Origin of the sequence: Bradyrhizobium sp. RD5-C2, assembly GCF_019972155.1 — a bacterium.
Classification (GTDB): Bacteria; Pseudomonadota; Alphaproteobacteria; order Rhizobiales; family Xanthobacteraceae; genus Bradyrhizobium.
Map to the genome: position 1 here is coordinate 705648 of NZ_BOVL01000019.1, position 25964 is coordinate 731611.

The window sequence follows — 25964 nt, forward strand, 5'->3', positions numbered from 1 at the left end:
CGCCATTTTAGTGACCCTTGTCACCCCGGAACCCGACGATTTCCCTGACCATTTAAGTCGCAGGCCGGTCGGTTGGCATGATCCAATAATCGCTGTACGCAATTGCAATATTTGAAGAATTCCTGCCGCATTGCCGCACCGGAAATTGGAACAATTCGTCTCGAAACGTTCACTTGACCCGATGCAGCAATGCGACGAGTTCCGCCTGCCGATGCGTGCCGGTCTTCTGGAAGATCGTTTTCAGCTGATTGCGCGCGGTGGCAAGGGCAATGCCGGCTTCCTGTGCGGCGGCCTCGACCGAATCGCCGCGCGCAAGTCGCGTGGCGAGGCGCGCCTGCGCCGGCGTCAGCTCGAACGCCGCTGCCAGCAGCGCCTGATCGAAGGCGGCGTTGCCCTCGAGATCGCGGATCAACAGGATCGCGCGCGCGCCCAGGAACGGTGAGCGTGCGGCGGGAGGCACCGGCTGCATCTGGATCACGATCGGCCGCTTGTCGATCCTGCGCACCACGATCGGCGATGTCGGGAGCGGGTGCAGGTCCGAGCTGTGGGCCAGCAGATCGATCAGCCTGGTCAGATCGGTATTGGCCTGCCGGTCGAGCAGGGTGAGGCGGTTGTTGCGGATCGCAAGGTCATGGCCGAGGCAGGCTTCCGCCTGGCCGTTCATGCCGATGACGGCGCCGAAGCGGCCGACGGCAATCGCCGCGATCTGGATCAGGTCGAGCGCACTGGTGATGCCCGAGATCGCGGAGCGTCCGACGACGGTGGACAGCGTCGCGGCTTCGGTCAGCCGCGCTGACACGCGCGAGAGTGCCTTGACCTCGTCGGCCTCGAACATGCCTTCCTTCGGCGTGCGCTGGATGCTCAGTGCCCACAACGCCGGTCCGGCGCGGAAGCCGATTCCCGCAAACCATTTCAGCCCGAACTCGCCGAGCGTGGCATAGAGCGGGTCGCGCAGCATCTCGGTTTCGCCGCCGAACAGGTCGGCGTCGGTGATGACGTTGGTGCCGGAGAGCATCAGCGGCACGCCGCGCGCGGCGCGAATGTCGGTGAGATGAAAATTCTGCGGGAAGTAGGTCTTGGTGAAATAGTCGGTGATCGATTGCGTGCGCGGAATGTCTTCGGTGCGGATATCGCTCTGAAGCATCGCGGCCCCGGTCGCGCCGACGGCCGCGCAGACCTCGTCCATAAAGGACGGCCAGGTCGCGGGATCGAGAACCACGTCGCCAAGGCGCGCGGTCACGTCGTCCAGCCTGTGCACGTCGACCAAAGGCTCAGCTCCGCCTGATGCAGATTTCTTGTTGTTTCACAGGACGAAACAGGCCGGACCTGTTTGCACCCGCTACCGTGCATAAGAAGGCTCGGACCGCCGGATATGCAAGTTAAATCAGCGTCACGGCCAAAGGCCGGGCCCGCAAACCCTGGCGAAACATGATCGAAAATCGGCGAGGGGGCGAGCCCACCGCTACAGCAAATGCAGATCCCGGCGGCGATCGGCCTCGGTCAATGCCACGCGGCAGAAGCCGGCGGCGATCGCGACGACGTCCTCGACGGCTTGCGGATAGTGCTTCGATACCCAGCGCCGGGCGATCGAGATCACGGCGCCGACCATGCCGATCGAAAGCAACGTGGCCGGAGTACCCTTGTCGCTGCGTTTCGGATCGCGTGGCGGCGGCACCAGGATGTCGCTGAATGTGCGCGATGCATCGAGCGTGACGGCATCGACCGCCGGACTGATCCCGGCGATCTCCAGCAGGAAGACCCGTGCCGGCTTCGGATGCTCCTTCAACCGCGTGAAATACAGTGTCAGCGCAGCGCGCAGCCGCATTTCGGCATCGTCGCCGCCGGACACGGCGGCAGCCGCCATCTCGTCGTGGAGGTGGCCGACGACATGGTTGTAGGCGGCGATCAGCAGCGCCTCGCTGTTGGTGAAGGATTCGTAGAAATAGCGTTCGGTGAGCTCGGCCGCCTCGCAGATCGCCTTCACGGTGGCGACCCGATAGCCGACCTCGCCATAGACCTCGATCGCAGCATCAATCAGCTTCAGCCGCCGCTCAGCGCGGCGTTCCTCGGCGTCCATACCGCCATAGAGGCGGGCTTTCCGGCTGCTTGCCATGAAAAGTGTATTGACACGAGCCATTGTCAGATGTCAAGTTATCTGACAATACGAATTGTCAATTCTGCCGCGGGAGGTCAGGGCATGTCTGCTCATTTCGACGTGTTGATCGTGGGTGCCGGGCTGTCGGGCATCGGTGCCGGCTATCATCTGCAGACCAATTGCCCGGACCGCAGCTACGCCATTCTCGAAGGCCGCGATTGCATCGGCGGGACCTGGGACCTGTTCCGCTATCCCGGCATCCGCTCCGACTCCGACATGTACACGCTCGGCTACTCGTTCCGGCCCTGGACCGAGCCGAAGGCGATCGCCGACGGCCCGTCGATCCTGAATTATGTGCGCGAGACCGCGCGCATGTACGGCATCGACAAGAATATCCGCTTCAACCACCGCGTCGTGCGTGCCGACTGGTCGTCGGCCGACTCGCAATGGACGGTCGAAGTCGAGCGCGGGCCGGAGCAGACGATCGAGCGTCTCACCTGCAGCTTCCTGTTCATGTGCAGCGGCTACTACAAGTATGAGCACGGCTACACGCCGGACTTCCCCGGCCTCGCCGACTTCGCCGGCCGAGTCGTCCATCCACAGAAGTGGACCGACGACATCGACTATGTCGGCAAGAAGGTGGTGGTGATCGGCAGCGGCGCGACCGCGGTGACGCTGGTGCCGGAAATGGCCAAGACCGCCGCCCATGTCACGATGCTGCAGCGTTCGCCGACCTATGTCGTCGCGCGGCCGGATGAGGACAAGGTCGCCAACTGGCTGCGGGCGCGGCTACCCGCAAAACTCGCTTACGGCCTCACGCGCTGGAAGAACGTGCTGTTCGGCATGTATTTCTACCGGCTCTGCAAGCGCGATCCGGAGCGGGTAAAGAAGCTGATCCTCGGCGGCGTCCGCCATGCGCTCGGTCCCGACTACGACGTCGCGACGCATTTCACGCCGAGCTACAATCCGTGGGACCAGCGGCTTTGCCTGGTGCCGAACGGCGATCTCTTTCAATCGCTGCGCAGCGGCGGCTCGTCTGTCGTCACCGACCAGATCGAGACCTTCACGCGTGGGGGCATCAAGCTCAAGAGCGGCAATGTGCTCGACGCCGACGTCGTGGTGACCGCGACCGGCCTCGATCTGCAGGTGCTCGGCGGGCTCGAGATCAAGGTCGACGGCGCGCCGGTCGATCTGTCGAAGACCATGAACTACAAGGGGCTGATGTATTCGGGCGTGCCGAATCTTGCTGCGGCGTTCGGCTACACCAACGCATCCTGGACGCTGAAATGCGACCTGACCTGCGAATATGTCTGCCGCATGCTCAACCACATGAAGGCGAATGGCTTCGCGCAAGTCACGCCGCGGCGGAACGATCCGACCGTGACCGAACTGCCTTGGGTGGATTTCTCCTCGGGCTATATCCAGCGCGCCGCCACCAGGTTCCCCAAACAGGGCTCGCGCCGGCCGTGGCGGCTCTACCAGAACTATGCGCTCGATATCGTGACGCTGCGTTTCGGCTCGCTGAAGGATGAGGCGATCGAGTTTCTGCCGGCGCGCCGGGCCGGCGCGGCGAATGCCGGCTCGAATCCGGCCCGGCAGGTGGCGTAGCGCCAAGCGCCGAACACTGCGCAACTTCGCCCGCGCCTCGAGCAGCGGTTCTGATCGGATCAGAGCCGCTGCTCTAGCTTCTTGTTTTGACGCGTTTTCTTCACGCGAACCGGTGCCCACTTCGCTCGAACACGCTACAGTGTGGCGCGGGCTGGCGATCATTCGGCTCCTCTGCTATGGGGATGGCGACGCCCGCATGCTTCGCTGCGGGCGGTGCGGTCCCGTAGCTCAGCCGGATAGAGCGACGGTTTCCTAAACCGTAGGTCGGAAGTTCGAGTCTTCCCGGGATCGCCATTTTCAGCCTGGCTGCGCGCCATAGCGCGCCCACTCCTCATCGAAGCCGCAACGGCGTTTGGGCAACGTGCTCCGGCACGGTCTGCCGGACGTCCGCCCCCTCAGTTCACCCCAAATTAGGGAAAGCCCGGGACAATGGGGAGGGGGCCACCGGAAGACCGCGCGCATGCGAGCCAGCGTTCCAGAACGGGTTGAAGAGGGCGGCAGCGACGCCCTGCGCGATCCGCAGCGTTCGAAGAGCCGGCCGCTCGTTGTCGATGTCGACGAGGTGATGGTTCCGGGAAGCGCCTTCCCGGCGGATATTGCTTCCTGGATGACAAGCCGCTTTCGCGCCGTCAGTACGGCGATTGCCACCGCCTTCGGACTGGCAGCGCGTATTGCCGATACATCGGGCTTCGATCCATCCCGCGCACGGTTTGACCACGACGCCGTGACCTTCCTTTTGCAGGTGCTGGGCGAAGGTCGTCCGGTGTATCTCTGTTCGGAAACCCATCCCGAGCCGTTCGTCAGCGCCGTTGCCCAGCATCTCGGCGTCTTCACGGCCTGGGCTGCCACTCCGGGCGGCCGGTCGCCGGCTTCGCAGAGCGAAGACCTGCCGCCCGCGCTCTTGCAGGGCTTCGACTACATCGGCAGCGAAGCGGTTGCGCTGCCCGGCTTCGCGTCACGCGTGGCGCGCACCGGTCGATCCGCCGCGGCTGCACCCGCGCCGGCCGGCGTGCACTCATGGCTGAAGCTGCTTCGGGTGCATCAATATGCGAAGAACGCCCTCGTGTTGGTGCCGCTGCTGACCGCGCACAAGTTCGCATTCGGGTCGGCGGCGACGTCGCTGTTTGCGCTGATCGCATTCTCGCTCTGTGCGTCGGCCGCCTATATCCTGAACGACATTCTCGACATCAAGGCCGACCGCGCCCATCCGGCGAAGCGCAACCGCCCGATCGCAAGCGGCGCCGTCCCCGCGACGCAAGCTGCCGGCGCGATGGCGCTGGTGCTGGTTGCCGCGTTCGCGATCGCATTGTGCATATCGGTCGGGTTCGCCGGCGTCCTGCTCGGCTATTTCGCGCTGACCACCTCCTATTCACTCTGGCTCAAGCGCATCGCGATCGTCGACGTCGTCGTGCTGGCGACGCTTTACACCGTTCGCGTGATCGGCGGCGCGGTCGCGATCAGCGTGCCGATGTCGGAGTGGCTGCTTGCGTTCTCGCTGTTCATCTTCATGTCGCTGGCACTGGTGAAGCGCCATATCGAGCTCGCCAGCCAGCCGGACGGCGCGGTGCTGGCGGCGCGCGGCTACCGGATCGAGGACAAATCGATGGTCGCGATCCTCGCGGCTGCGTCGGGCTTCAACGCCGTCGTGATCTTCACGCTCTACATTTCGTCCGATACGGTTCGCGCGCTCTACAGCCACCCGCAACTGCTCTGGGTCTGCTGTCCGATCCTGATGTACTGGATCGGCCGCGTGATGCTGTTCGCGCAGCGCGAATTGATCGATGATGATCCCGTGATGTTCGCGCTGCGGGATCGCGCCAGCTGGGTCGCGCTTGGCGCGATCGGCGTCATCATGCTCGCCGCCATCTAGCGATGCCGGCGGCTGCCTTGCCAGGACGCGAAAGCGCGACCTCCAATCCGGGCGGGGTTTGCCTCTCCGGCTGGGGCAACTATCCCAAGGTATCGACCGAATTACTGGCTCCACATACGCCCGCAGCCGCACGCGATGATCTGCTCCGGCGGTCCGGTGTCATCGCGCGCGGCGCGGGCCGCGCCTATGGCGATGCCGCGATCGGCACGCAAGCCACGATCTCGTCGCGCGGCCTGAACCGGATGCGAAGCTTCGATGCCGCAACGGCCCAATTGACGGTCGAAGCCGGCGTGACCATCGCCGACATTCTTGCCGCGTTCGAGCCGCGCGGCTTCTTCCTGAAAGTTGTGCCCGGCACGAAATTCGTGACGGTCGGCGGCGCGATCGCAGCCGACGTTCACGGTAAGAATCACCATCGCGACGGCGGCTTCGGTATGATCGTCGAATCATTCCGCCTCGCACTGCCGGGCGGTGAGATCGTTTCCTGCTCGAGGTCGGAAAACGCCGCGCTGTTCGCGGCGACGCTGGGCGGCATGGGCCTGACCGGCATGATCCTCGACGCGACGTTGCAACTGCTCCCGATCGAGACGGCCTGGCTGCGGCAAGACACCCGCGTCGCCGGCAATCTCGATGCGGCGATCGATCAGCTGGAAAACAGCGCCTCCTCCACCTATTCGGTGGCCTGGATCGATTGCCTTGCGCGCGGCGCGGCGCTCGGGCGGTCGCTGGTCTATCTGGCCGAGCACGCCACGCGCCGCGACATGGATATGCTGGGGCCCGGCCTCGCGCCGTTTCCCAGCCCTCGTACGCAGCGGCTCTCGGTGCCGGAGCTGTTTCCCGGATGGCTGCTCAATCGCACATCGATGCGGGTATTCAACGAGCTGTATTTCCGCCGCGGTGCTGCGCAGCAGGGCAGACAGCGCCTCGTGCACTGGGATCCCTATTTCTTTCCGCTCGATGCGATCTCCGATTGGAACAGGATCTACGGCCGGCGCGGCTTCGTGCAGTATCAGTGCGTGATCCCGCTCGAGCGCGCGCGCCGCGTGCTCGCCGATATTCTGGACCGGGTATCCCGGCGCGGCGATGCGTCGTTTCTTGCGGTGCTCAAGCAGCTCGGCGATGGCGGCGGGCCGATGTCGTTTCCGCTGCGCGGCTACACCCTGACGATGGACTTTCCCGTCAGCGACACGCTGTTCGCGTTTCTCGATCAGCTCGACGCGCTGGTGGTCGACGCCGGCGGCCGGCTCTATCTCGCAAAGGACGCGCGGCAATCCCGCGCGACATTCGAATCCGGATATCCCGGCCTTGCGGCCCTGCGCGACATCCGCCGGCAGACCGGGGCGACCACGCGCCTTGCCTCCCATCTTTCAGAACGGCTTGGAATTTGATGACCGGCACAAAATCAATTCTGGTGATTGGCGGCAGCTCGGATATCGGGCACGCGACGGCGCTGCGCTATGCGAAGGAGGGGTGGCGCGTGACGCTCGCCGCCCGCGATCTTGCGGCCGCGCAGCGCAACGCCGACGATATCAGGACGCGAAGCGGCGTCGACACAACGGTTCAATCGCTCGACGTGCTGCAGACCGGACAGCTTGCCGGCTTCGTCGCCGGCCTGTCCGCGCTCCCCGACACCGTCGTGTGTGTTGTCGGAGAACTCGGCGATCAGCTGCGTGCCCAGGTCGATCCCGAGCTTGCGACGACAATCATGCGAACCAATTTCGAGGCCCCCAGCCTGTTGCTCGAACAGTTCGCGCAAGCCTTCGCGGCGCGCGGCTCGGGAACGATCGTCGGGGTCAGCTCGGTCGCCGGCGATCGCGGGCGGGCTTCGAACTATTACTACGGCGCGGCGAAGGCCGGCTTCACGCAATTCCTGTCCGGCCTGCGTAACCGCCTGGCGCTCGCCGGCAGAGTCCGCGTCGTCACCGTCAAGCCCGGATTCGTGCGCACTAAGATGACGGCGCATATGAAGCTGCCGGCGCCCCTGACCGTGCAGCCGGATCGGGTCGCGGAGGATATTTTTCGGGCCGACGTGACGCGGCCGCGGGACGTGATCTATGTGGCCAGACGATTTTGGCTGGTGATGACGATCATCTGCGCGCTGCCGGAGACGATCTTCAAGCGGATGCGCATCTGACGGTCGATCCGCTGACCGCTTCCGTTCCCGAACTGCGCAGCAGCACAATCCCGACAATGAGCGCGATCAGCGGAATGATCGCGAAGCCGCCGATCGAGAGCGTGCCGAGTGACGGCTCGCCCGAGTGGGCGGTCGTCGCTTGCAGGTAGCCGAACGCTCCGATCGGGATCGGCAAGGCGTAGATGAGGCCTCGCTCCCACTCGCGCGCGCTCGCCAGCAGCGCCGGCAACAGCAGCGCGAGGCCGACGCTGAAGATCAGAAAGTCGTAATCGTAGGCGTAGGGGCTGATGCAGACCGACACGATCGCGACGAGACCGAGGCGCTCGCGTGCCGGCATCGTCCGGTAGGCGGCGATGAGAACGACCGCAAGCGCCAGGACCGCGACGGCGCCTTGGGTGACAAACGCTGCCGACGCGGACATCCCTGCTGTTCGCAGCGCGGCATAGATCGAGATCATGCGATGCATCGGGTAATTCCCTTGCTCGAGGAACACCGACGAGTCGCGCACGCTTTGCAGGAACGCGCTCCAGATCTCCACGCCGAAGACCGCCGTACAGATCGCCGAGCTGATCAGCACGACGGCGGCGGCCGTCGCCACGACGATCCAGGAACGCCGCAGCACGGCGTAGACCGCGAACGCGATGGCGAGATGCGGCTTGATGATCATCAGACCGAGGGCGGCCCCGGCGAGGACCGGCCGCTCTTCAAGGAACAGGCAGACCATTCCGATCAGCGCGGCGGTCAGCAGGCCGTTCTGTCCGCATGCCAGTGTGATCCCGATCGTCGGAAAGAACACGATCAGCACCAGCACAAAATTATTGCCGGCGAGACGGCGCAGCACGGCAAGGTAAAGCGTCAGCGTCGAGGCAGCGAACAGCAGATAGGCAATCCCGACCGGGATCAGCGCGAACGGCGCCAGCAGCAGGCTGAACTGCGGCGGATAGGTCCACGACATGAAGCCATCGTGCCCGCCCGATGCCTCCTTCTGGATGACGATGAGCTTCGCGAACTGATAGGCCTGATCCACGGTGCCCAGCCACACCAGCTTTGCAGTGATGTAGAAGGCGGCAAAGTCGACGAGCTCGCGGCCATGCCCGAGCCCGACTTGGGCGAGCCACACCGCCTTGAAGACGATGGCGATGACCAGAAGCGCGAGGATTCCGCGGATATAGGCGGTCCGCTTTGACGTGGTCGACCGAATTGCTTCGAGGGTAGTTGCGAACATCAAGCCGGGCCCTGTTTCGGCAGTTCAGGCTAGGTCGAATAGGTTAAGCAGTCGAAAAATCCGGCAGGAGAGCGTGGTCTGGCCTGGCAGCAGGGATGCACGGCATCGGCCCGTGCGCGGGTTGTCGGAACCGGGCGGTATCTTGGTGCAGCGGTGCGACTTTCGCTGGAGCTCCGTCGGCGGCGGTGATAACGGCTGGGACAACCACCCCATGACGGGCCGCATGCCGAAACCACCGCCTCCTTCCAATCGCGGGCCCAGCCCACCCCCGGCTCTGCACCGCGCCATGGTCGCGTTGCAGATGGGGCAGGTCGTCGAAGCCGAGCGGCTGGCGGCGGAAGTGTTGAAGGCAAACCGGACCGATGTCGGCGCGGCCTCGATCCTGGCACGGGCGCTGATGGCCCAGAACCGCAACGAGGAGGCGATCGCGCCGCTCGAGCGCGCCGCGCGCCGCGTCGAGGATCCCGGCATTGAGACCCTGCTCGGGGCGGCGCTCGGCGGTGCCGGTCGGCGCAGCGAGGCGATCGATCTGTTGCGGCGAACGAGCGCGCGGCGGCCACCGTTCCTGCCCGCATTTCAGGGGCTGGCAGGGCAATTGGGCGCGGCCGGCCGCATCGACGAGGCGGTTGCCGTCGTCGAGAGCGCGCTTGCTTTCGCGCCCGGCAGCGTCGAGTTGCTGCTCTTGCTCGCGCAGCTCTTGCCCCATCGCAATGAGCGCGGCCGCGCGCGAGAGATTCTGGAGAAGCTCCGTACTGTGGCGCCGGGCCATCCCGATATTCTGGCCGCGCTCGCGCGCGTGCTGCTGCTCGATGGCGAATATGCGGGTGCGGCGGATCTCTACCGTCAGGTGCTGGCGCAGCGCCCCGACGATCCGCTAACACGGACCAGCTTCTCCGCCTGTCTTCTGGAAATGGGTGACCGCGCCGCTGGCGAAGCCAATCTGCGCCTGGCGTTGCGCGGCCGGCCGCAAATGATCGGCCGCACCACGTCCGCGCTGGCCATGGCATCGCACGGCCGCTTCTTCTTCCGTCCCAGCGCGGCTGCGAAATTTCTGAGCTAGGCAAAGCTCGGGCAAATCATGTTGCGAGACTGCGAAGCCGCGTCCCCACGGCAACTGTCATCGCCCGGCTCGACCGGGCGATCCAGTAGCCGCGGCTCCTCGGCTCAAGCACTGACGTCTCTGGAATACTGGATCACCCGCTTTCGCGGGTGATGACACCGAATTTGCTCAGGATCGCGCCACATATTCGGCGTCGTCCTGGCTTTCGCCAGGACGACGGCGGTGGATGCCGCGCCTCCGACCGGGTGGCTCGCAATGACGCCGGAGACCGCAGCGCGCCTCGCCCGCCGATCTACGTCCGAAACTGGCGGCGATAGAGTCCGGGCTCGCGGGCCATCCTGTTGGACAGGTCCTGTGCGCGCGATGTTTCATCCGGCGTCATCGCCGCGGTCTGCGCGACCCAGTTCTCGCGCTTCACCGGGAAGCATTGCGCAACCGGCGTGCCCTTGGGCAGCACGCCGCTGAAATTGGTGTCGTGCCAGCGCGCCGGAAAATGAATCCAGCTGTCGTGAAACTGATCGCAATCGACCATGCCGGTCAGCGTGGTGAACGGCAGATCGAACCGATTGACCGGATGCGTGAAGAACAGCGAGTAGCCCGCCGGCGCCTCGATGGTCCACAGATTGACGAACTTGATCACGAAGCGGTCCTGTTCGAACAGCGGCGAGCCGATCACCTGGCTCTCGTCGTGAAATCCGACCGGCGAGCGCGGGAATTCGAGCACGCCCCCCGATGGAAGGTCGTTGTCCCATGTCATCTCGCCATTCTCGATCTTGAGGTCGCAGATCAGCGGCATCAGGAAGCCGGATGTCATCGCGTCGATGAATGGCGGGCAGCGCTTGACGGTATCTTCCTCGCGATTGCTCATCGCGTTGAAGGCCTGTGTCGGCATCGTCTTGAGCCATCCGGGAAGACCCAATGACGCGGCCACCGGCGGCGGAATCTTGCCTTCGAGCTCCGCCGGGCAGCGGAATTTGATGGTCATCGCTTCGTTGTTGTTGGACACGGTTTTGGCCCTTGGTTCGTTCGGTGTCGGCAGCGCCCTTGCGCCAGTCGATGCTGATCTAGCACGCGATGACGGGGCGGAGAAAGCAGCCGCATCGCGCGCGGGGCGAGCCGCGGCCTCGACCTATAAGTTGTTGTTATCATGACGGATAAGGTAACTCGTCAATTTCGCGCGTCGCGCGCATGCCAATCCCGTTTTGATGCGTCTTTCCATTCGCCGATGTGCAAGACTTTGCCGATAGGCATTGGCTTTCGATGCCTGTCGGGCGCATCATGGCTGGTGTCGCTGACGACGAGATTTGCAGCAGGTAACGGAGGGACCGATGGCCGAATCGAAGGTTGAGACCGCCAACACTGCAGGTGCCTCGCCACCCTCCGGCGACGGCGGCGGCGTCAGCGAGCTCGCAATCGCGACCGTCCGTACCGTGCCGATCGAGCAGGCGCAGTCCCGCACCGAGCACGATCTGCTCGGCGAGGACGAGGTGCCGGCCAATGCGCTGTGGGGCATCCACACCAAGCGCGCGGTGGTGAACTTTCCGATCACCGGCGTGCCGGTCGGCCATTTCCCGGAATTCGTGCGCGCGCTGGCGCTGGTGAAGCAGGCGGCCGCCCGCGCCAACAAGCGCCTGGGCTATCTCGCGCCGGAAAAGGCCGATGCGATCGACAAGGCCTGCATCCAGATCGCGACCGACAAGGTCTATGCCGAGTCCTTCGTCGTCGATGCGATCCAGGGCGGCGCCGGGACCTCGACCAACATGAACGCCAACGAGGTGATCGCCAACGTCGCGCTCAAGCTGATGGGCAAGAAGCCCGGCGATTATCACACGCTGCATCCGAACGACGACGTCAACATGGCGCAGTCGACCAACGACGCCTATCCTACCGCGCTGCGGCTCGCGGTGATCTTTGCCACTCAGCCGCTGGTGCGCGCGCTCGATGATCTTGCCTATGCCTTCAAGGGCAAGGCGGTGGAGTTCGCCGATGTCCTGAAGATGGGCCGCACCCAGCTGCAGGACGCGGTGCCGATGACGCTCGGCCAGGAGTTCGACGCCTTCCACGCCACCGTGAAGGAGGACGTCGCGCGGCTGAACGAGATTTCGAGCCTGTTCCGCGAGGTCAATCTCGGCGCCACCGCGATCGGGACCGGCATCAATGCCGATCCGCGCTATGCGGCGCTCGCGGTCGAGGAGCTGTCGCGGCTGTCGGGCCAGCCGATGGTGCTGGCTTCGAACCTGATCGAGGCAACCTCCGACCTCGGCGCCTTCGTGCTGTTCTCCGGCGTCTTGAAACGCGTTGCGGTGAAGGTATCGAAGATCTGCAACGACCTCCGCCTGCTGTCGTCGGGGCCGCGCACCGGCTTTGGCGAGATCAGGCTGCCTGCGGTGCAGGCCGGCTCGTCGATCATGCCCGGCAAAGTCAACCCGGTGATTCCGGAGGTGGTCAACCAGGTCGCTTTCCTCGTGATCGGGCACGATCTCACGGTGACGATGTGCGCCGAAGGCGGCCAGCTCCAGCTCAATGCCTTCGAGCCGACCATCGGCTATTGCGTGCTGAGCTCGCTGCGCATGCTGACGGCGGCGATCGACACGCTGACCAAGCGCTGCGTCGACGGCATCGAGGCCGACCGCGAGCGTTGCCGCAGCCTGGTGCAGGGCTCGATCGGTCTGATCACGGCGCTGGCGCCGGCGCTTGGCTATGAGGCCTCATCGCGCGTGGCGCGTCGCGCGCTGAAGGAGAACCGCTCGGTCGCCGATATCGTGCTGGAGGAAAAGCTGCTGACCGAGGAGCAGCTCAATCAGCTGCTCGAGCTCGAAGCCATGACCCGCCCGGCGCGCCGTCAGCCCGTGCCGAAGTTGAAGGAAAGTTGAGCGCAGGCGTTACCGATCCCGCCCAACGAACATCCATTTTGACTCTTGCAGGACGGACCCGCCGGCGCATGCCGGCGGGTCCGTGATGACGCTTTGTGAAGCCGGTCACACGTCGATTGGAGATGTATGATACGATGAAGCAACTTTAGATAATCGATTTACCGCGCTCGCGGCATAGGGATTGCGAGGTTTGCCATGGCCACGCCCAACCTGCCGACGCCAGATTTCGCCTTCGACCCCGATCAGCCCGGCGCCTGCGTTGCCGGCGTGCGGCCTTATCGCAACGGATCGTACCGGCTCGATGCCGAAACCATCTCGCAGAGCTTCATCGTGCACAATTACGGCCATGGCGGCGCCGGCATCACGCTGAGTTTCGGCTGCGCCGCGAAGGTCCGCGACATCGTCAGGGATCATCTGGCCGCAAGCCGTGGGGCCGCCGAAGCCGCCGTGCTTGGCGCCGGCGTGATGGGTCTGACCGCCGCGACATTGCTGCTCGATCTCGGGCTCAAGGTCACGGTCTATTCGGATCGCGCGCCGCTCGAGACCACCTCCGCCAAGGCCGGCGGCCAGTGGGCCGTCTCGGTGGTGGAATTCGCCGGCAAGGAACGCGAGCTCACCGACATCATCAAGAGCGCCTATCGTGCGTTCAAGGATCGGATCGGGCAGGGGTTCGGTGTGTTCGAGCGGCCGAACTACACTGCGACGCGCGCGCACAATCTCGACATCGTGCTGCAACTCGCGCCCGGCCTGATCCCGCCGCGGCAGTCGCTGCAGCGCTTGCCGTTCGCGCACCACACCAAGCCCGGCTTCGTCTACCAGACCTTGCTGATTGAGCCGCCGGTCCTGCTCGCCAGGCTGAAGGCTGACCTCGACCAGCGCGGCGTCAGCTTCGTGTCGAAGCGGTTCGTCAATCGTTCGGATATCCTGGCCAGCGTGCCGCAGCCGATCATCGTCAACTGCACCGGGCTCGGATCGATGACGCTGTGGAGCGACACCAAAATGATGCCGATCAAGGGACAGCTTGCGCTGCTGCGGCCGCAGCCGACGCTGCAATACCTCTACGGCCAGAACGGCTACCTGTTCCCGCGTAGCGACCACGTCGTGATCGGCGGCACCTTCGAGCCCGGCGTCAACAACGAGACCCCGGACAAGGCGGTGTGCCAGGGCCTCGTCGATCACATCGCCTCGCTGTTCGGCAAGGCACCGGCGAGGCCGCTGCCGGACATCCATATCCACAACCCCGTCCACGCGCCGATCGTCAACCCGGCAATTCCCGAAGTCTGAGGGATCGCCATGGAACATCCGCTTCGCGTCGGCGAGTTCTTGCCCTCCGATGCGCCTGCCGCCGCCGACGCCGAGATCGCCGCGCCGCCGGCGGAGGCCGTGGCACCGCTGCCGCCATTGCCGAACCTGCCGGCGACCGACGTTCAGTTCCTGCGGCCGCAGGACGCGCATTATGCGGATTACCTGCCTGCCGCGAGCAAGCGCAGGCAATTGGCGCCGGCGCTGCGTGCAGTCTGCAAGACCGAGCACGCGGTTGCCGCGATGGTCGACTGGGTGCGCAGCAATGGATTGAGCTTCGCCGTTCGCTGCGGCGGGCATTCCTATGAAGGCCTGTCGCAATCGTCCGGGGTTGCGATCGACGTGCGCGGATTGCAGCAGATTGTGGTCGACAAGGCCTCGAACCTCGTCACGGCAGGCTCCGGCGTATCGCTGTATGCGCTCTATTCCGCGTTGGCCGCCCAGGGTCTCGCGCTGCAGGCAGGGAGTTGCCCAACCGTCGGCATCTCCGGCCATCTCACCGGCGGCGGCCACGGCCTGCTCGCGCGCTCGCATGGACTGACCTGCGACGGTCTGCTGCAGGCGAACGTCGTCGATGCCCAGGCGCGTGTGCTGCAGGCCAATGCGACATCGGAGCCGGACCTCTGGTGGGCCTGCCGCGGCGGCGGTGGTGGCAGCTTCGGCATCGCGACCGAGTTCAAGATCGAGGTGTTTCCCTTGAAGACGGCGCGGGTGTTCGGTGTCTCCTGGAAACTGTCGCAGGCCCACGCCGCGCAATTGTTCGCCGCCTGGCAGGACTGGGCGCCGAATGCGCCGTCGAACATCACCTCGATCATGAAGGTCGGCCCGGCCGGCCAGGGCCTGATCACGATGCGCTGCATTGGCCAGTCGGTCGGCAGCGAGAGCGAGCTGCGCAGCGAACTCCGGCGATTGACGGCGGTGCGACCGCCGTCATCGGCGCTGTCGGTGCAATCGCTCGCCTTCCTCGATGCGGTCAAGCACTTTGCCGGACCACTCGCCTACGAGTCGGTGCTGATGAAGGCGAAGTCGGACTATGTTCTGGCGCCGCTCGCCTCTGACGGCATCGAAGCCATGATGGCGGCGGTCGCGCCGATCGCGCCGGGCGGCATCGTGCTGCTGTGCGATTCCTACGGCGGTCGGATCGCCGATGTTGCCGCCGACGCCACTGCATTCCCGCGCCGCGCCGGCACGCAGTACTGTATCCAGTATTTCTCGAGCTGGAGCCGATCTGCCGACACCGCGGCGCATCTCGCTGACGTCGCAAGGGTCTATGCGGCGATGCGCCCTTTCATGCCGGGCGCGTCCTACGTCAATTATTGCGATCTCGACCTCGACGACTATGCGTCATTCTACTGGGGCGACAACCTCGCCCGCCTGGCCGCGGTGAAGCAGCAATATGATCCCGATGATTTGTTCCACCACGCCCAGAGCGTGCCGCTCAGCGTGCCGACGGCATGAGGAGCAGGCCGAAGCTCAAAGCGTCTTGATGAACTCGATCAGGGCGCGGCGTTCGTCTTCCTTCAGCTCCGGCCCGATCACGCCTGTGCGCTTCTCGTTCGAAAATTCGTGTCCGGAATTGCTGTTGCCGCGCTTGCTGGTGTCGAGCACGAAGGCGTTCTTGATGTTGTCCTTCCAGACATGGCCGAGATCCTTGGGATCATACTCCCGGTTGCCGAGATGGAAGGTCGCGGGACGATCCTTCACCGGCGACAGCAGCGCGTAGATGGACGGCACCGATCCGTTGTGCAGGTAGGGCGGGGTCGCCCAGATGCCGTTGAGCGGCCGGACCTTGTAGGCGAGCGGCGCCTGGATCTCGTTCGGCCGGTAGCCGTTGATGCGCTTGCGGTCCTCCGGCGGGGTCTTGTTCTGGTCGTACCAATAGTCGACGGTCTTCTCGACCAATTCGCCGAGCGCGGGCCCGAATCCGCCGTCCTTGATGTTCAGATTGGCCGGCGTCTCGACCGTGCGGCTCTTGAGGCCTTCGGCCTGCGCGCTGTCGGTGCCGATATGGCTGATCGGAATCATCTCGACGTCGAGCAGCGGCTGGCCGGCGTCGTTCTTGATCCAGCGCTTCTTGTCCTTGAACAGCGCAAAGGCTTCGCTCGCGGGCAGCGCCTTGCTGTCGATCGCCGGGCCGTGGCAGCCCTGACAATGCGTCTTGTAGAGCTCGCCGCCCTTCTTCGCGAGATCCATGTTGATCTGTCCCAGGATATTCTCCGGCCATTTCGGCGACGCCAGGCCGCCGAAGCCCTTGTCCTCGCTGGGCGGCTCGCCGGCGATCATCCGCTCCATCTCGTGCAGCACGTCGACCCGCGCGCTCGATTTGAACAGGCCCCTGGACTCGTCGAGCAGATTGAGCTCGGCGCTGACGCCGAGCGCCTCGCCGGCATTTCGCACCATCGGCTGCATGATCGAGCCGTCATACTGCACCCAGCTGAACCACGGCGCGTTCCAGATCCGCGGGAAATGCACCGGCGCCGAATGCGCGGCGTAGTTGTTCGGATTGTTCAGGTCGATCGAAAACACCTGGTTGCCGATCCGGTTCAGCGCGTCGAGCCGCGAATAGCCCTCCTCGACGCTGTTTGCGGCGACCTTGGTCTCCAGTGCATTGATGTTGGCATATTGCTTCAGCACGAGATCGAGCTGGCCGCGCAGCGCCATGCGCTCGTCAACGGTGGCGTCCTTGCCGAGGATCTCGTCGGCAAAGCGCGCGAAGCGGCCCGGCCAGAACCGGGTCAGCAGCAGCGAGACGCCGACGCCCTTCTGGAATTCGAACAGATTGGTGTTGGCGGGCCCGCCGTCGATCACGATCTCGGTGCCGCGATAGCTGAAGCTTCCGGTGTGGCAGGCGGAGCAGGTCAGCCCGACCCCGTTCATGTCGGCCTTGCTATGCGGATTGCGCCACGGTGCGCCGTTGGCGTCGGCCATCGGGCCGCTCGGCGCAAAGCCGATCGGCAGCGCATCGGGGCTGCCCGGAATCACGGTGTCGGGAATAAAGCCGAAGCGACCGAGATAATTGGTCTCGCTGAGCCGCGGTGCCGCAGTGAGCAGTGGCCAGACCGTCGGCTGCTCCAGCGCCATGAACCACTCAAGGGGAATGCCGAAAGTCCGCGTGCCCTGGTCGGCGTGGTAGAACCAGCGAAGCCGTTCGGCGCTGACATTCTGATCCAGCCACACCGTCTTTGCCGGCGGCTGGTAGTCGACGACCTTGACATGGAAGCCGCTCGCCACCGTCTCGATATCGTCCTTGAAGTAGAGGACGCCGGCGACAATCAGCAACCCGATGAAGAAGATCGTCTTGCGAGGCATGCCCCGTCCCCCAATTCGCGGTACCCGCGCGTCATATGGATGAGATATTAAAAATCGCCGAAACTGGTTCGCGTTAAGCGTGTGATGCGCTGTGTACCATCCTACAGGGGCGGCTCTCGGTCTAACAACGGAAATGTTGCCAAGGAAATATTGCAAAGGAAATGTTGATTGGCTGTGAGCCAGTTCACTTGCGGCTGGTTCGCCTCGGCGGCATTTGCGCGCATGGCAGCCTGCCGCTAGAAATGGCGGAGCAACAATTCTTCGAGATGTCATCTTGAACGCGCCAAGTGCACAACCGCTCACGATCACGGTTTCGAGCGACAACTCAGTGTCCGCACTGCTGCTGCGCCCGGCGCAGGCCCGTAGCGCCTATGTGTTCGCGCATGGTGCCGGCGCCGGCATGACCCATGCCTCGATGGAGACGATTGCGGTCGGCCTCGCCGAGCGCGGCATCGCGACCTTGCGCTATCAGTTTCCGTACATGGAGCAGGGCAGCAAGCGGCCCGATCCGCCCGCCGTCGCGCAGGCGACAGTGCGCGCGGCGGTGACGGAGGCCGCGCGCCGTTGCGGCGAACTGCCGCTGTTTGCCGGCGGCAAGTCGTTCGGCGGACGCATGACCTCGCAGGCGCAGGCCAAAGCGCCGCTCGAAGGCGTGCGCGGGCTGGTGTTCCTCGGCTTTCCCCTGCATCCCGCCGGCAAGCCGTCGAGCGAGCGGGCCAAACATCTCGCCGAGGTCAAGATCCCCTTGCTGTTCCTGCAGGGCACGCGCGACGCGCTGGCCGAGCTCGATCTGCTCGAGCCTGTGGTGAAGGGGCTCGGCGCGCGGGCGACGCTGCATCTGGTGCAGGAGGCCGATCACTCCTTCCATGTCCTGAAGCGCTCCGGCCGCAACGACCGCGAGGTGATGGCCGAGGTGCTGGATGCATTCGCGGCCTGGGTCGGGAAGCATTCGTAAGCAGGCACGGTATTCCGCCTGTGACACCGTCCCGGATTGCGCTTCGCTGCATCCGGGCTACTAATCTCGACCCATGACCAAAATCCTGATCGTCAATCCCAACACCACTGCGTCGATGACTGCGACCATCGCCACTGCCGCGCGGGCGGTTGCCGCTGATGGCACCGAGATCGTGGCCGTCACATCGTCGATGGGACCCGCCTCGATCGAGGGCTTTTACGACGAGGCGTTCGCCGTTCCTGGGCTGATCGACGCACTGCTGAAGACACCCGACGCCGATGCCGGCATCATCGCCTGCTTCGACGACACCGGGTTGGACGCCGCGCGGTCGGCGGCGCGCTATCCGGTGGTCGGCATCTGCGAGGCGGCGCTGGTGACAGCCGGACAGATCGCCAAGCGGATCGGCATCGTCACCACGCTGCCGCGCTCGATCGTGCCGCTCGAGGAGCTGGTCCGCCGCTACGGCTTTGCCGACCGCGCCATGGTCACCGCCTGCGACGTCGCGGTGCTCGATCTGGAGAGACCGGGTTCGGGTGCAAAGGCCAGGCTGGAGGCGGAGATCGCGCGGGCGCTGGAGAAGGGCGCCGACGCCATCGTGCTCGGCTGCGCCGGCATGGCCGATCTCGCGCATGAGCTGTCGGTGCAGTTCGGCGTGCCCGTCGTCGACGGCGTGGCGGCCGCGGTGAAGCAGGCTGAAGCGCTCGCCGGCCTCAAGCTGACGACGTCGCGCCGTGGCGCCTATGCTTCGCCGGCGACGAAGAGATACGCCGGACTGCTTGAGGGATTCGCGCCAGCTTCAGAGGAGTAACTTCGTCATTGCGAGGAGCGAAGCGACGAAGCAATCCATTTCTCGGCAAGAGGTGATATGGATTGCTTCGCTTCGCTCGCAATGACGGCGGGCACCACTTAGGACGCACCGCCGTAGATCCGGTCGCGCAGGCGGCGCATGCCGGACAGCCAGCGTTCGCGGTTGGTGGCCTTGCGCTGCATGTATTCCTGCACCTGGGGATGCGAAAGAATCAGGAAACGTTCCTCGGCCATCGCCTCGATCACCATCCGCGCCACTTCGCCGGGTTGCAGCACGCCGTCGACGCGCGCCGCGCTCGGGCCCGGCGTGCTCATTCCCGTCTGCACCGATTGCGGGCAGAGCACGGAGACGCGGATGCCGCGATCGCCATACTGGATGGCGAGATGTTCGGCGAGCGCGACCGCGGCGTTCTTGGTCACGCCGTAAGGCATCGAGTTCAGCGAGGCCAAGAGCCCCGCGGCCGATGCGGTGTTGATGAGATAGCCGGAGCCGCGCGCGAGCATGCCGGGCACCAGCGCGCGCGCCGCGAACACGTGGCTCATCACATGCACCCGCCAGCTCACGTCCCAGTCGGCATCGGACGCGGATTCCTGTCCCTTGCGCGACAGCCCGGCATTGGAGAAGAACACGTCGACCGGGCCATATTTGTCCTCGGCCGCTGCGATCAGCGCCTTGACGTCCTCCTCGAGCCCGACATCGGCGGTGACCGCGAGCCCGTCGATATCGCCGGCGACGCTTGCGAGCCGGTCGCGCGAGGTCTTGAGGTCGGCGACCACGACGCCACGCGCGCCGGCCTCCGCATAGGCCCGCGCCACCGCTTCGCCGATCCCGTTCGCGCCGCCGGTGACGACGCAGACCTTGTCCTTGACTTGCATGGTTCGATGTTCCCGCTTGAGATCGTCGTGTTCGGATTGTCAGCCCTGATAGAGCCCCTTGTCACGCGCCTTCTGGATCGCGAGCGCGGCCATCAGGTCGAGCATCGGTGTCGGAATCCCAGCCGCGCGGGCAAACGCCGCCGGGGCGCGCACCAGCACATCGATCTCCATGGCGCGGCCGAGCTCGTAGTCTTGCAGGATCGATGGCTTGTGGTCCGGCGCCGGCCCTGAGCGGGTGACGCGCTTGACCGCGGCAATGTAGTGCGTCGCCACCGCATTGGCCTCGTCGAGCAGGTGCGGGATCACGTCCTGCATGGCAGGATCGTCGCGGACGCCGCGCGCGGTCAGCCCGGTCAGCAGGCAGAGCACCGACATCGACATGTTGGTCAAGAGCTTCGACCAGATCGTCTCGCGGATCTCGTTGACCTCGGGTGATTCGATCGCAGCGTCATTGAGTGCTGCACGCAGCGCGGCGATGCGTTCGCTCCGGCGGTCGTCGCATTCGCTGATCATGAGGCGGTTGCGGTCCGGCGACAGGTTCGCCACGACGCCGGGCGCGATCACCTCATTGGAGGAGAAGACGACGCCGCCGATGATCCGCTCTTTCGGGATGGCACCGCGCAGGCGTCCGCCGGGATCGAGGAAGCCGAGATCGGGAATGGCGGGATGTTGCGGCGGCAGGCCGAGATCGTACCACCAGGGAATGCCGTTTTGCGCGAACACGATTGCGGTATCGCGCTGAAGCAGCGGCGGCAGCCCGGTTGCGAGCGCGGCGATGCCGGTCGCCTTCAGCGTGCTGATGACGAAATCCTGCGGCCCCAGATCGGAAGGATCGGCCGATGCCTTCACCTTGGCGGTGACGCTGCTATCGCCGACCTTCAACGTCAGTCCGTTGGATTTGACCGCGTCGAGATGCGGGCCGCGCATCACGCAGGACACATCGTGGCCGGCGCGTGCCAGCCGGACTGCGAAATGGCTGCCGACGGCGCCCGCGCCGAAAATGCAAATACGCATGGGTGGAACTAGTCCTTGCAACGTGTCGCGTCAGTTTCCACAAGCAGAGGGCATTGCGCAACCCGCCATGCATGCGGCGCGGCCGCGCGCGCTCGAAAGTGATGGATCAAGCCATCTCCGCTCGCCATAGTGCAAGGTTAGGACAAGACAGCAGCAGTACCGAACGAGGGAGAAACGTCATGTCGGCCAGCCCAGTCCTGTGGAGCCTCGATGCGCGCGGGGTCGCGACCGTCACGCTGAACAGGCCCGAGGTCAACAACGCCTATGACGGCGCGCTGATTGCGGGCGTGCTCGCCGCGATCGACGATCTCTCGACCAAGCCGGTGCGCGTCGTCGTGCTGAACGGCAACGGCAAGCATTTCCAGGCCGGCGCCGACCTGAAATGGATCAACGGCGTGCGGCCGAAATCATCGGAGGAGAACGAGGCGGCGTCGCGCGCCACCTTCGAGGCGGTGCAGCGCCTCAACACGCTGCCGGTCCCGACCGTGGCGCTGGTGCAGGGCGGTTGCTTCGGCGGCGGCACCGGCGTGATCGCGGCCTGCGATATCGTGATCGCGGCCGACAATGCGCTGTTCTCGATCACTGAGGTGCGTTGGGGCCTCACCGCTGCGATCATCATCCCGCAGCTTTGCGACGCCATCGGCGTGCGCCAGGTGCGCCGCTACGCGCTGACCGGCGAACGTTTCGGTGCCGAGGATGCCCGTCGCATCGGCCTCGTGCATGAGGTGGTGCTGCTTGCCGATCTCGAGAGCGCAGGAGCCAAGGTCGTGGAGCAACTGCTCGGCAACGCGCCGGATGCGATGGCCGAGACCAAGAAGCTCGCAATGGAGAGCTCATTCGGCGGCATGGGCGTCGACGATGAGGCCTACAAGCGCCTCGTCCACCTGCACTCGGCCAAGCGGCAGACCGCCGAGGCCGCCGAAGGGCTCGCCTCCTTTGCCGAGAAGCGCGCGGGCCGCTGGCGTGGCGGCGGGGCGTAAGCCCGGTCGCTCAGCTCAGCAGCCGCGGCAGATGCCACGCATGCTGCGATAGACCTCTTCGTCGTCGCGGCGCATCTGCTGCAACTGATCGAACGTCTTCGATTCGCTCGACTGGGTGATCGGCGGCTCGGGCTTGCGCTTGGCCGCCAGTTCCTGCTCCTGCCGATGGTAGCAGGCTTCGCGCTCCGCCTTGGCCTCGATGAAGCGGCATGTCTCGATCGCCGAAGCGGGCCCGGCGGCGATGATGAGACCAAGCGACACTGTGATCAGGAGTTTCAAAGCGGGCGATCCTTATCCGTCCTTGTCTCAGGTCGGCGTGCGGCGAGCAAGACCGCGGCAGTGTCAAAGCGATTGCGCCAGCGACTTTTTCAATGTCTTCAGCAGCGCCTGCACCGCGGCGGCATTGATGCGGCGCTCGGGAACGGCGGCCTTCACCCATAGTTCCGGGATCGGAAACTCGGCGAGGATCGGCTGCAAGGCGCCGTCGCGCAGCGCATCCGCGACCAGATAATGCGAGAGCAGCGCGATGCCGTTGCCGGCGATCGCGCTTTGCGTCAGCACCCGGCCCTCGTTCGAGGAGAGAATCGGGCGGACCTGCACATTGATGCGGCCGCGCGGCCCCTCGAACGGCCATTCCGGGCCGGTCGGCAGGAAGCTGAGGCAGCGATGATCGACCAGGTCGCGCGGATGCTTCGGCGTGCCGTGCTTCTTCAGATACGCTGATGAGGCGCACAACAGCCGCGGCAGCCGGCACAGCGGCTCGTCGACAACACCGCCGAACGAATGCGGGAAGGCGCCGATCGCGATGTCAAAACCTTCGGTCACCGGATCGACCGGGCGGTCGATCATCACGATCTCGAGCTTCACGCTTCTGTTCTGCTTCTGGAAGACCGTGAAAGCATCGGCGAGCCGCGCCACCGTCAGCGAGGTCGGCGCCTTCACGCGCAGATGATCGGTGAGATCCCGCTGCTTCTCGCCCATCCGCGACAGGAGATCGCCGACATCGGCAACCACGCCGCGGGCGCGATGGACGTATTGCTGCCCAGCTTCGGTCAGCCGCAATTGGCGGGTCGAGCGGTGGAACAGCGCGGTGCCGATCCGCTCCTCGAGCTGGGTGACGCGCTTGGCGACGACCGACGTTGCGACGTTGAGCTTGCGCGCCGCGGCTGAGAAGCCGCCGGCGTCGGCGGTGGCGAGGAAGGCTTCGAGGTTGACCAGCGTATCCATCCGCGCTTCCCAGATTTTTCTCGATTCGCGAAAGCTGATTACATAATTTGGTGGATTGTACTGCAATCTGCATCAATTCATAGTTGGCCCAATCAACTTTGTTCAGGGCGGAAAAGATGCTGATGAGCACGATCGAAGAACCTGCGCGGCAGGTCCCCCTCTATGGCGAATATGACGTGGTGGTGCTTGGCGGCGGACCGGCCGGCATCGCGGCAGCGGTCGGCGCGGCACGCGCCGGGCGGCGGACACTCTTGATCGAGCGCTACGGCTTTCTCGGCGGCATGGGCACCGCGGCGGGCGTGACGAACTTCTGCGGGCTGCACGCCAACATCTTCGGCGAGATGCACCGCGTGGTGCAGGGCATTGCCTCCGACCTGCTGGCGCGGATCGACCGGCTCGGCGGCTTGAACGCGCCGCATCTGATCCTCGGCAAGATCCTTGCGCAGGCCTATGACACCGCGGCCTACAAGATCGCGGCCGACGATCTCCTGGCGCATCACAAGGTCGATATCCTGTTCCACGCGCTCGGTGCCGGCGTCGTCATGGATGGCGCGCACATCCGCGCGCTGATGGTGGAGACCAAGGCCGGCCGGCGGGCGGTGCGCGCCGGCATCTTCATCGACTGTTCCGGCGACGGCGACCTCGCGGTGTGGGCCGGTGCGCCCTATGAGGTCGGCGACAACAAGGGCGGGATGCTCTACCCGTCGATGATGTTCCGCCTCAACGGCATCGATCCGGCGAAAGCGGGCGATGCGTGGCGGACGATCCCGGCGCTGATGGCGGAGGCCGAGGCCGCCGGCACCCATAAATTCCCGCGCAAGTCCGCAATCGTGCGGCCGCAGAAATCGCAGATCGAATGGCGGGTGAATTTCACCCAGGTAACGCGCAGCGATGGCGGCGCCATCTCAGGCATCGATCCCGACGACATGACGCGCGGCGAGATCGAGGGCCGCCGTCAGGCGGTCGAAGCCTTCAAGTTCCTCCGCACGGTGCCGGGCTTCGAGAATTCCTACATCGTCGATCTGCCGCCGCAGCTCGGCATCCGCGAGACGCGGCGCGTGATCGGCGGCTACATGCTATCAGGCGAGGACGTGCTGGGCTGCGCCTCGTTCGAGGATTCGATCGGCGTCAATGGCTGGCCGAAGGAATCCCACGTGCCGGGCGACGTGATCTTCGAGTTTCCGCCGATTCCGGAGAGCCGCGGCTACAACGAGTTGCCGTACCGCATGCTGGTGCCTGATGGCGTCGACAATCTGCTGGTCGCCGGCCGCTGCGCCTCGATGACCCACGAGGGGCAATCGGCGGCGCGCGTCTCCGGTGCCTGTTTCGTGATGGGCGAGGCGGCCGGAACCGCCGCGGCGCTGGCGCTGTCGGGCAATACGATTCCGCGCGACATTTCCGTCGAAAAGTTGCAACAACAGCTTGGCAAGCAGGGCGCATTCATCGGCCGCGATCAGGCCGTGCCTGAAGGATTATGAGTGGAGACGGCAATGAAGGGTTGGGCGCGGCTCGCACTCGCGGGTCTCCTGGTGTGGGCCGCGAGCGGCATCGCGCGGGCCGATGATCTGCTGAAGGCGAAGATCGGCGTCTTGCGGCTGTCATCCTCGGCGCCGGTGTTCATCGCGCAGGACAAGGGCTATTTCCGCGACGCCGGGCTTGACGTCGAGCTGAAGTTCTTTGACGCGGCGCAGCCGATCGCGGTCGCGACCGCATCAGGCGACGTGGATTTCGGCGTCACCGCCGTCACCGCAGGCCTCTACAATCTCGCCGGCAAGGGCACGCTGAAGGTGATCGGCGGCATGAGCCGCGAGAAGGCCGGCTATCCCTTGATCGGCTATTTCGCCAGCAATAACGCCTATGCGAGCGGTCTCAAGACCCCGAAGGATCTCGCCGGCAAGCGCGTCGCGGTGACCCAGGTCGGCTCCAGCTTCCATTATTCGCTCGGCCTGCTCGCCGACAAATACGGCTTCAAGCTGTCCGATGTGAAGATCGTGCCGTTGCAGTCGCTGTCGAACGCGGCCGCCGCGCTGAAGGGCGAAACCGTCGACGCCGCGCTGTTGCCGGTCTCGACCGCGCGGACGCTGATCGATGCCAACGGCGCGAAACTTTTGGGCTGGGTCGGCGACGAGACGCCGTGGCAGCTCGGGGCGATCTTTGCTTCGCCGAAGACGCTGACCAACGCCGCATTGGTGACCAGGCTGCTCACCGCGCTTACCCGCGCGGACCACGAATACCACGACGTGATCCTGACCGCGATCAAGGATGGCGTCGCGCCGATCAACGAGAAAACAAAACCGTTGCTCGAGATCATCGCCAAATACACCAACCTGCCGGTCGAGCAGGTGGTCGGAAATTGCGCCTATATCGATCCCGACGGCAAGCTCGACGTGAAGAACCTCGACAACCAGATCAAATGGCTGCAAGGGCAGGGTTTCGTCGACAAGGGGTTTGATGCGAGCGGGATCATCGCCAAGGACTATGTGAAAGCGGATTGATGTCGGGCCGCACGCACCACTATCACCCCGTCACCCTGAGGAGCCGCGTAGCGGCGTCTCGAATGGGCGACGGCCGAGCTGTTGCGTCCGGGCCGTCCATCCTTCGAGACGCGCTTCGCGCTCCTCAGGATGAC

General features: G+C 65.1%; 22 protein-coding genes and 1 tRNA gene. 14 read left to right on the plus strand and 9 right to left on the minus strand.

Annotated features, from left to right (window positions below; translation table 11 throughout):
* Positions 1-169: 169 nt before the first annotated feature.
* A complete protein-coding gene (locus tag BraRD5C2_RS24340; protein WP_223972239.1) occupies positions 170-1267 on the minus strand; it encodes a helix-turn-helix transcriptional regulator in 1098 nt (365 codons plus the stop codon).
* Positions 1268-1462: 195 nt separating this feature from the next.
* Complete coding sequence (locus BraRD5C2_RS24345) at positions 1463-2113, minus strand: TetR/AcrR family transcriptional regulator (RefSeq protein ID WP_223972241.1); 651 nt, start codon at positions 2111-2113, stop codon at positions 1463-1465.
* A gap of 84 nt (positions 2114-2197) precedes the next feature.
* Between BraRD5C2_RS24345 and BraRD5C2_RS24350 the strand changes: the two genes are divergently transcribed.
* The 5 genes from BraRD5C2_RS24350 to BraRD5C2_RS24370 all read left to right on the plus strand — a co-directional run bounded on the left by BraRD5C2_RS24350 (position 2198) and on the right by BraRD5C2_RS24370 (position 7707).
* Positions 2198-3703: a flavin-containing monooxygenase gene (locus BraRD5C2_RS24350; RefSeq protein WP_223972242.1), complete on the plus strand. Its 1506-nt coding sequence runs from the start codon at positions 2198-2200 to the stop codon at positions 3701-3703.
* Between the two features lie 217 nt (positions 3704-3920).
* Positions 3921-3997: transfer RNA gene (locus tag BraRD5C2_RS24355), tRNA-Arg, on the plus strand.
* 166 nt (positions 3998-4163) lie between these two features.
* Entirely contained in the window at positions 4164-5573 is a 1410-nt protein-coding gene (locus tag BraRD5C2_RS24360) for a UbiA family prenyltransferase (protein ID WP_223972244.1), read from the plus strand.
* Positions 5574-5575: 2 nt separating this feature from the next.
* Positions 5576-6961 carry an FAD-binding oxidoreductase gene (locus BraRD5C2_RS24365; protein WP_223972246.1) on the plus strand — a complete coding sequence of 462 codons (1386 nt, stop codon included), beginning with the start codon at positions 5576-5578 and terminating at the stop codon, positions 6959-6961.
* Entirely contained in the window at positions 6961-7707 is a 747-nt protein-coding gene (locus BraRD5C2_RS24370; protein WP_223972248.1) for an SDR family oxidoreductase, read from the plus strand. Before BraRD5C2_RS24365 ends, BraRD5C2_RS24370 begins: the two co-directional genes overlap by 1 nt.
* Here the strand turns inward: BraRD5C2_RS24370 and BraRD5C2_RS24375 are convergent.
* Positions 7688-8932 carry a glycosyltransferase family 87 protein gene (locus BraRD5C2_RS24375; protein WP_223972250.1) on the minus strand — a complete coding sequence of 415 codons (1245 nt, stop codon included), beginning with the start codon at positions 8930-8932 and terminating at the stop codon, positions 7688-7690. The two genes, BraRD5C2_RS24370 and BraRD5C2_RS24375, sit on opposite strands and share 20 nt — an antisense overlap.
* 286 nt (positions 8933-9218) lie before the next feature.
* Here BraRD5C2_RS24375 and BraRD5C2_RS24380 point away from each other — a divergent pair, with 286 nt between their 5' ends.
* Complete coding sequence (locus BraRD5C2_RS24380; protein WP_223972572.1) at positions 9219-9992, plus strand: tetratricopeptide repeat protein; 774 nt, start codon at positions 9219-9221, stop codon at positions 9990-9992.
* 292 nt (positions 9993-10284) lie between these two features.
* On the opposite strand, the gene BraRD5C2_RS24385 is transcribed toward BraRD5C2_RS24380, so the two are convergent.
* Positions 10285-10977 (minus strand): hypothetical protein, encoded by a 693-nt coding sequence (locus BraRD5C2_RS24385; protein ID WP_374708044.1) that lies wholly within the window; start codon positions 10975-10977, stop codon positions 10285-10287.
* Between the two features lie 343 nt (positions 10978-11320).
* On the opposite strand from BraRD5C2_RS24385, the gene BraRD5C2_RS24390 reads away from it, so the two are divergent.
* The 3 genes from BraRD5C2_RS24390 (at position 11321) to BraRD5C2_RS24400 (ending at position 15625) form a co-directional block, all read left to right on the plus strand.
* The gene (locus BraRD5C2_RS24390) at positions 11321-12865 is read left to right on the plus strand and encodes an aspartate ammonia-lyase (RefSeq protein WP_223972253.1); all 1545 of its coding nucleotides are present in this window, start codon (positions 11321-11323) and stop codon (positions 12863-12865) included.
* A 195-nt stretch (positions 12866-13060) separates the two neighbouring features.
* Positions 13061-14149 (plus strand): FAD-dependent oxidoreductase, encoded by a 1089-nt coding sequence (locus tag BraRD5C2_RS24395; protein WP_223972254.1) that lies wholly within the window; start codon positions 13061-13063, stop codon positions 14147-14149.
* Between the two features lie 9 nt (positions 14150-14158).
* Positions 14159-15625, plus strand: coding sequence for an FAD-binding oxidoreductase (locus tag BraRD5C2_RS24400; RefSeq protein ID WP_223972255.1), 1467 nt, complete (start codon positions 14159-14161; stop codon positions 15623-15625).
* A gap of 15 nt (positions 15626-15640) precedes the next feature.
* Here the strand turns inward: BraRD5C2_RS24400 and BraRD5C2_RS24405 are convergent, their stop codons facing one another.
* A complete protein-coding gene (locus BraRD5C2_RS24405; protein WP_223972256.1) occupies positions 15641-17476 on the minus strand; it encodes a c-type cytochrome in 1836 nt (611 codons plus the stop codon).
* 274 nt (positions 17477-17750) lie between these two features.
* Between BraRD5C2_RS24405 and BraRD5C2_RS24410 the strand changes: the two genes are divergently transcribed.
* Both BraRD5C2_RS24410 and BraRD5C2_RS24415 read left to right on the plus strand, forming a co-directional pair.
* The gene (locus BraRD5C2_RS24410) at positions 17751-18431 is read left to right on the plus strand and encodes an alpha/beta hydrolase family protein (RefSeq protein ID WP_223972257.1); all 681 of its coding nucleotides are present in this window, start codon (positions 17751-17753) and stop codon (positions 18429-18431) included.
* Between the two features lie 73 nt (positions 18432-18504).
* Complete coding sequence (locus BraRD5C2_RS24415) at positions 18505-19239, plus strand: aspartate/glutamate racemase family protein (RefSeq protein ID WP_223972258.1); 735 nt, start codon at positions 18505-18507, stop codon at positions 19237-19239.
* Between the two features lie 98 nt (positions 19240-19337).
* Here BraRD5C2_RS24415 and BraRD5C2_RS24420 read toward each other — a convergent pair whose 3' ends face one another.
* Both BraRD5C2_RS24420 and BraRD5C2_RS24425 read right to left on the minus strand, forming a co-directional pair.
* Entirely contained in the window at positions 19338-20114 is a 777-nt protein-coding gene (locus BraRD5C2_RS24420; protein WP_223972259.1) for an SDR family oxidoreductase, read from the minus strand.
* A 39-nt stretch (positions 20115-20153) separates the two neighbouring features.
* Entirely contained in the window at positions 20154-21128 is a 975-nt protein-coding gene (locus BraRD5C2_RS24425) for a ketopantoate reductase family protein (RefSeq protein ID WP_223972260.1), read from the minus strand.
* Between the two features lie 179 nt (positions 21129-21307).
* On the opposite strand from BraRD5C2_RS24425, the gene BraRD5C2_RS24430 reads away from it, so the two are divergent.
* Entirely contained in the window at positions 21308-22108 is an 801-nt protein-coding gene (locus BraRD5C2_RS24430) for an enoyl-CoA hydratase-related protein (protein WP_223972261.1), read from the plus strand.
* Positions 22109-22123: 15 nt separating this feature from the next.
* On the opposite strand, the gene BraRD5C2_RS24435 is transcribed toward BraRD5C2_RS24430, so the two are convergent.
* Together BraRD5C2_RS24435 and BraRD5C2_RS24440 are read right to left on the minus strand one after the other, a co-directional pair.
* Entirely contained in the window at positions 22124-22387 is a 264-nt protein-coding gene (locus BraRD5C2_RS24435; RefSeq protein ID WP_223972262.1) for a hypothetical protein, read from the minus strand.
* 63 nt (positions 22388-22450) lie between these two features.
* A complete protein-coding gene (locus BraRD5C2_RS24440; RefSeq protein WP_223972263.1) occupies positions 22451-23335 on the minus strand; it encodes a LysR family transcriptional regulator in 885 nt (294 codons plus the stop codon).
* Positions 23336-23451: 116 nt separating this feature from the next.
* On the opposite strand from BraRD5C2_RS24440, the gene BraRD5C2_RS24445 reads away from it, so the two are divergent.
* Both BraRD5C2_RS24445 and BraRD5C2_RS24450 read left to right on the plus strand, forming a co-directional pair.
* The gene (locus BraRD5C2_RS24445) at positions 23452-24813 is read left to right on the plus strand and encodes an FAD-dependent oxidoreductase (RefSeq protein ID WP_223972264.1); all 1362 of its coding nucleotides are present in this window, start codon (positions 23452-23454) and stop codon (positions 24811-24813) included.
* A gap of 12 nt (positions 24814-24825) precedes the next feature.
* Positions 24826-25830 carry an ABC transporter substrate-binding protein gene (locus tag BraRD5C2_RS24450; RefSeq protein ID WP_223972265.1) on the plus strand — a complete coding sequence of 335 codons (1005 nt, stop codon included), beginning with the start codon at positions 24826-24828 and terminating at the stop codon, positions 25828-25830.
* Positions 25831-25964 lie beyond the last annotated feature (134 nt).

What these genes read in the sequence shown, in the direction of transcription:
- BraRD5C2_RS24400 (WP_223972255.1), top strand. Translation starts at nt 14,159, where the DNA reads ATGGAACATCCGCTTCGCGTCGGCGAGTTCTTGCCCTCCGATGCGCCT.
- BraRD5C2_RS24425 (WP_223972260.1), bottom strand. Translation starts at nt 21,128, where the DNA reads ATGCGTATTTGCATTTTCGGCGCGGGCGCCGTCGGCAGCCATTTCGCA.
- BraRD5C2_RS24375 (WP_223972250.1), bottom strand. Translation starts at nt 8,932, where the DNA reads ATGTTCGCAACTACCCTCGAAGCAATTCGGTCGACCACGTCAAAGCGG.
- BraRD5C2_RS24420 (WP_223972259.1), bottom strand. Translation starts at nt 20,114, where the DNA reads ATGCAAGTCAAGGACAAGGTCTGCGTCGTCACCGGCGGCGCGAACGGG.
- BraRD5C2_RS24390 (WP_223972253.1), top strand. Translation starts at nt 11,321, where the DNA reads ATGGCCGAATCGAAGGTTGAGACCGCCAACACTGCAGGTGCCTCGCCA.
- BraRD5C2_RS24380 (WP_223972572.1), top strand. Translation starts at nt 9,219, where the DNA reads ATGGTCGCGTTGCAGATGGGGCAGGTCGTCGAAGCCGAGCGGCTGGCG.
- BraRD5C2_RS24370 (WP_223972248.1), top strand. Translation starts at nt 6,961, where the DNA reads ATGACCGGCACAAAATCAATTCTGGTGATTGGCGGCAGCTCGGATATC.
- BraRD5C2_RS24365 (WP_223972246.1), top strand. Translation starts at nt 5,576, where the DNA reads ATGCCGGCGGCTGCCTTGCCAGGACGCGAAAGCGCGACCTCCAATCCG.
- BraRD5C2_RS24415 (WP_223972258.1), top strand. Translation starts at nt 18,505, where the DNA reads ATGACCAAAATCCTGATCGTCAATCCCAACACCACTGCGTCGATGACT.
- BraRD5C2_RS24350 (WP_223972242.1), top strand. Translation starts at nt 2,198, where the DNA reads ATGTCTGCTCATTTCGACGTGTTGATCGTGGGTGCCGGGCTGTCGGGC.
- BraRD5C2_RS24360 (WP_223972244.1), top strand. Translation starts at nt 4,164, where the DNA reads ATGCGAGCCAGCGTTCCAGAACGGGTTGAAGAGGGCGGCAGCGACGCC.
- BraRD5C2_RS24385 (WP_374708044.1), bottom strand. Translation starts at nt 10,977, where the DNA reads ATGACCATCAAATTCCGCTGCCCGGCGGAGCTCGAAGGCAAGATTCCG.
- BraRD5C2_RS24450 (WP_223972265.1), top strand. Translation starts at nt 24,826, where the DNA reads ATGAAGGGTTGGGCGCGGCTCGCACTCGCGGGTCTCCTGGTGTGGGCC.
- BraRD5C2_RS24430 (WP_223972261.1), top strand. Translation starts at nt 21,308, where the DNA reads ATGTCGGCCAGCCCAGTCCTGTGGAGCCTCGATGCGCGCGGGGTCGCG.
- BraRD5C2_RS24405 (WP_223972256.1), bottom strand. Translation starts at nt 17,476, where the DNA reads ATGCCTCGCAAGACGATCTTCTTCATCGGGTTGCTGATTGTCGCCGGC.
- BraRD5C2_RS24445 (WP_223972264.1), top strand. Translation starts at nt 23,452, where the DNA reads ATGCTGATGAGCACGATCGAAGAACCTGCGCGGCAGGTCCCCCTCTAT.
- BraRD5C2_RS24395 (WP_223972254.1), top strand. Translation starts at nt 13,061, where the DNA reads ATGGCCACGCCCAACCTGCCGACGCCAGATTTCGCCTTCGACCCCGAT.
- BraRD5C2_RS24440 (WP_223972263.1), bottom strand. Translation starts at nt 23,335, where the DNA reads ATGGATACGCTGGTCAACCTCGAAGCCTTCCTCGCCACCGCCGACGCC.
- BraRD5C2_RS24345 (WP_223972241.1), bottom strand. Translation starts at nt 2,113, where the DNA reads ATGGCAAGCAGCCGGAAAGCCCGCCTCTATGGCGGTATGGACGCCGAG.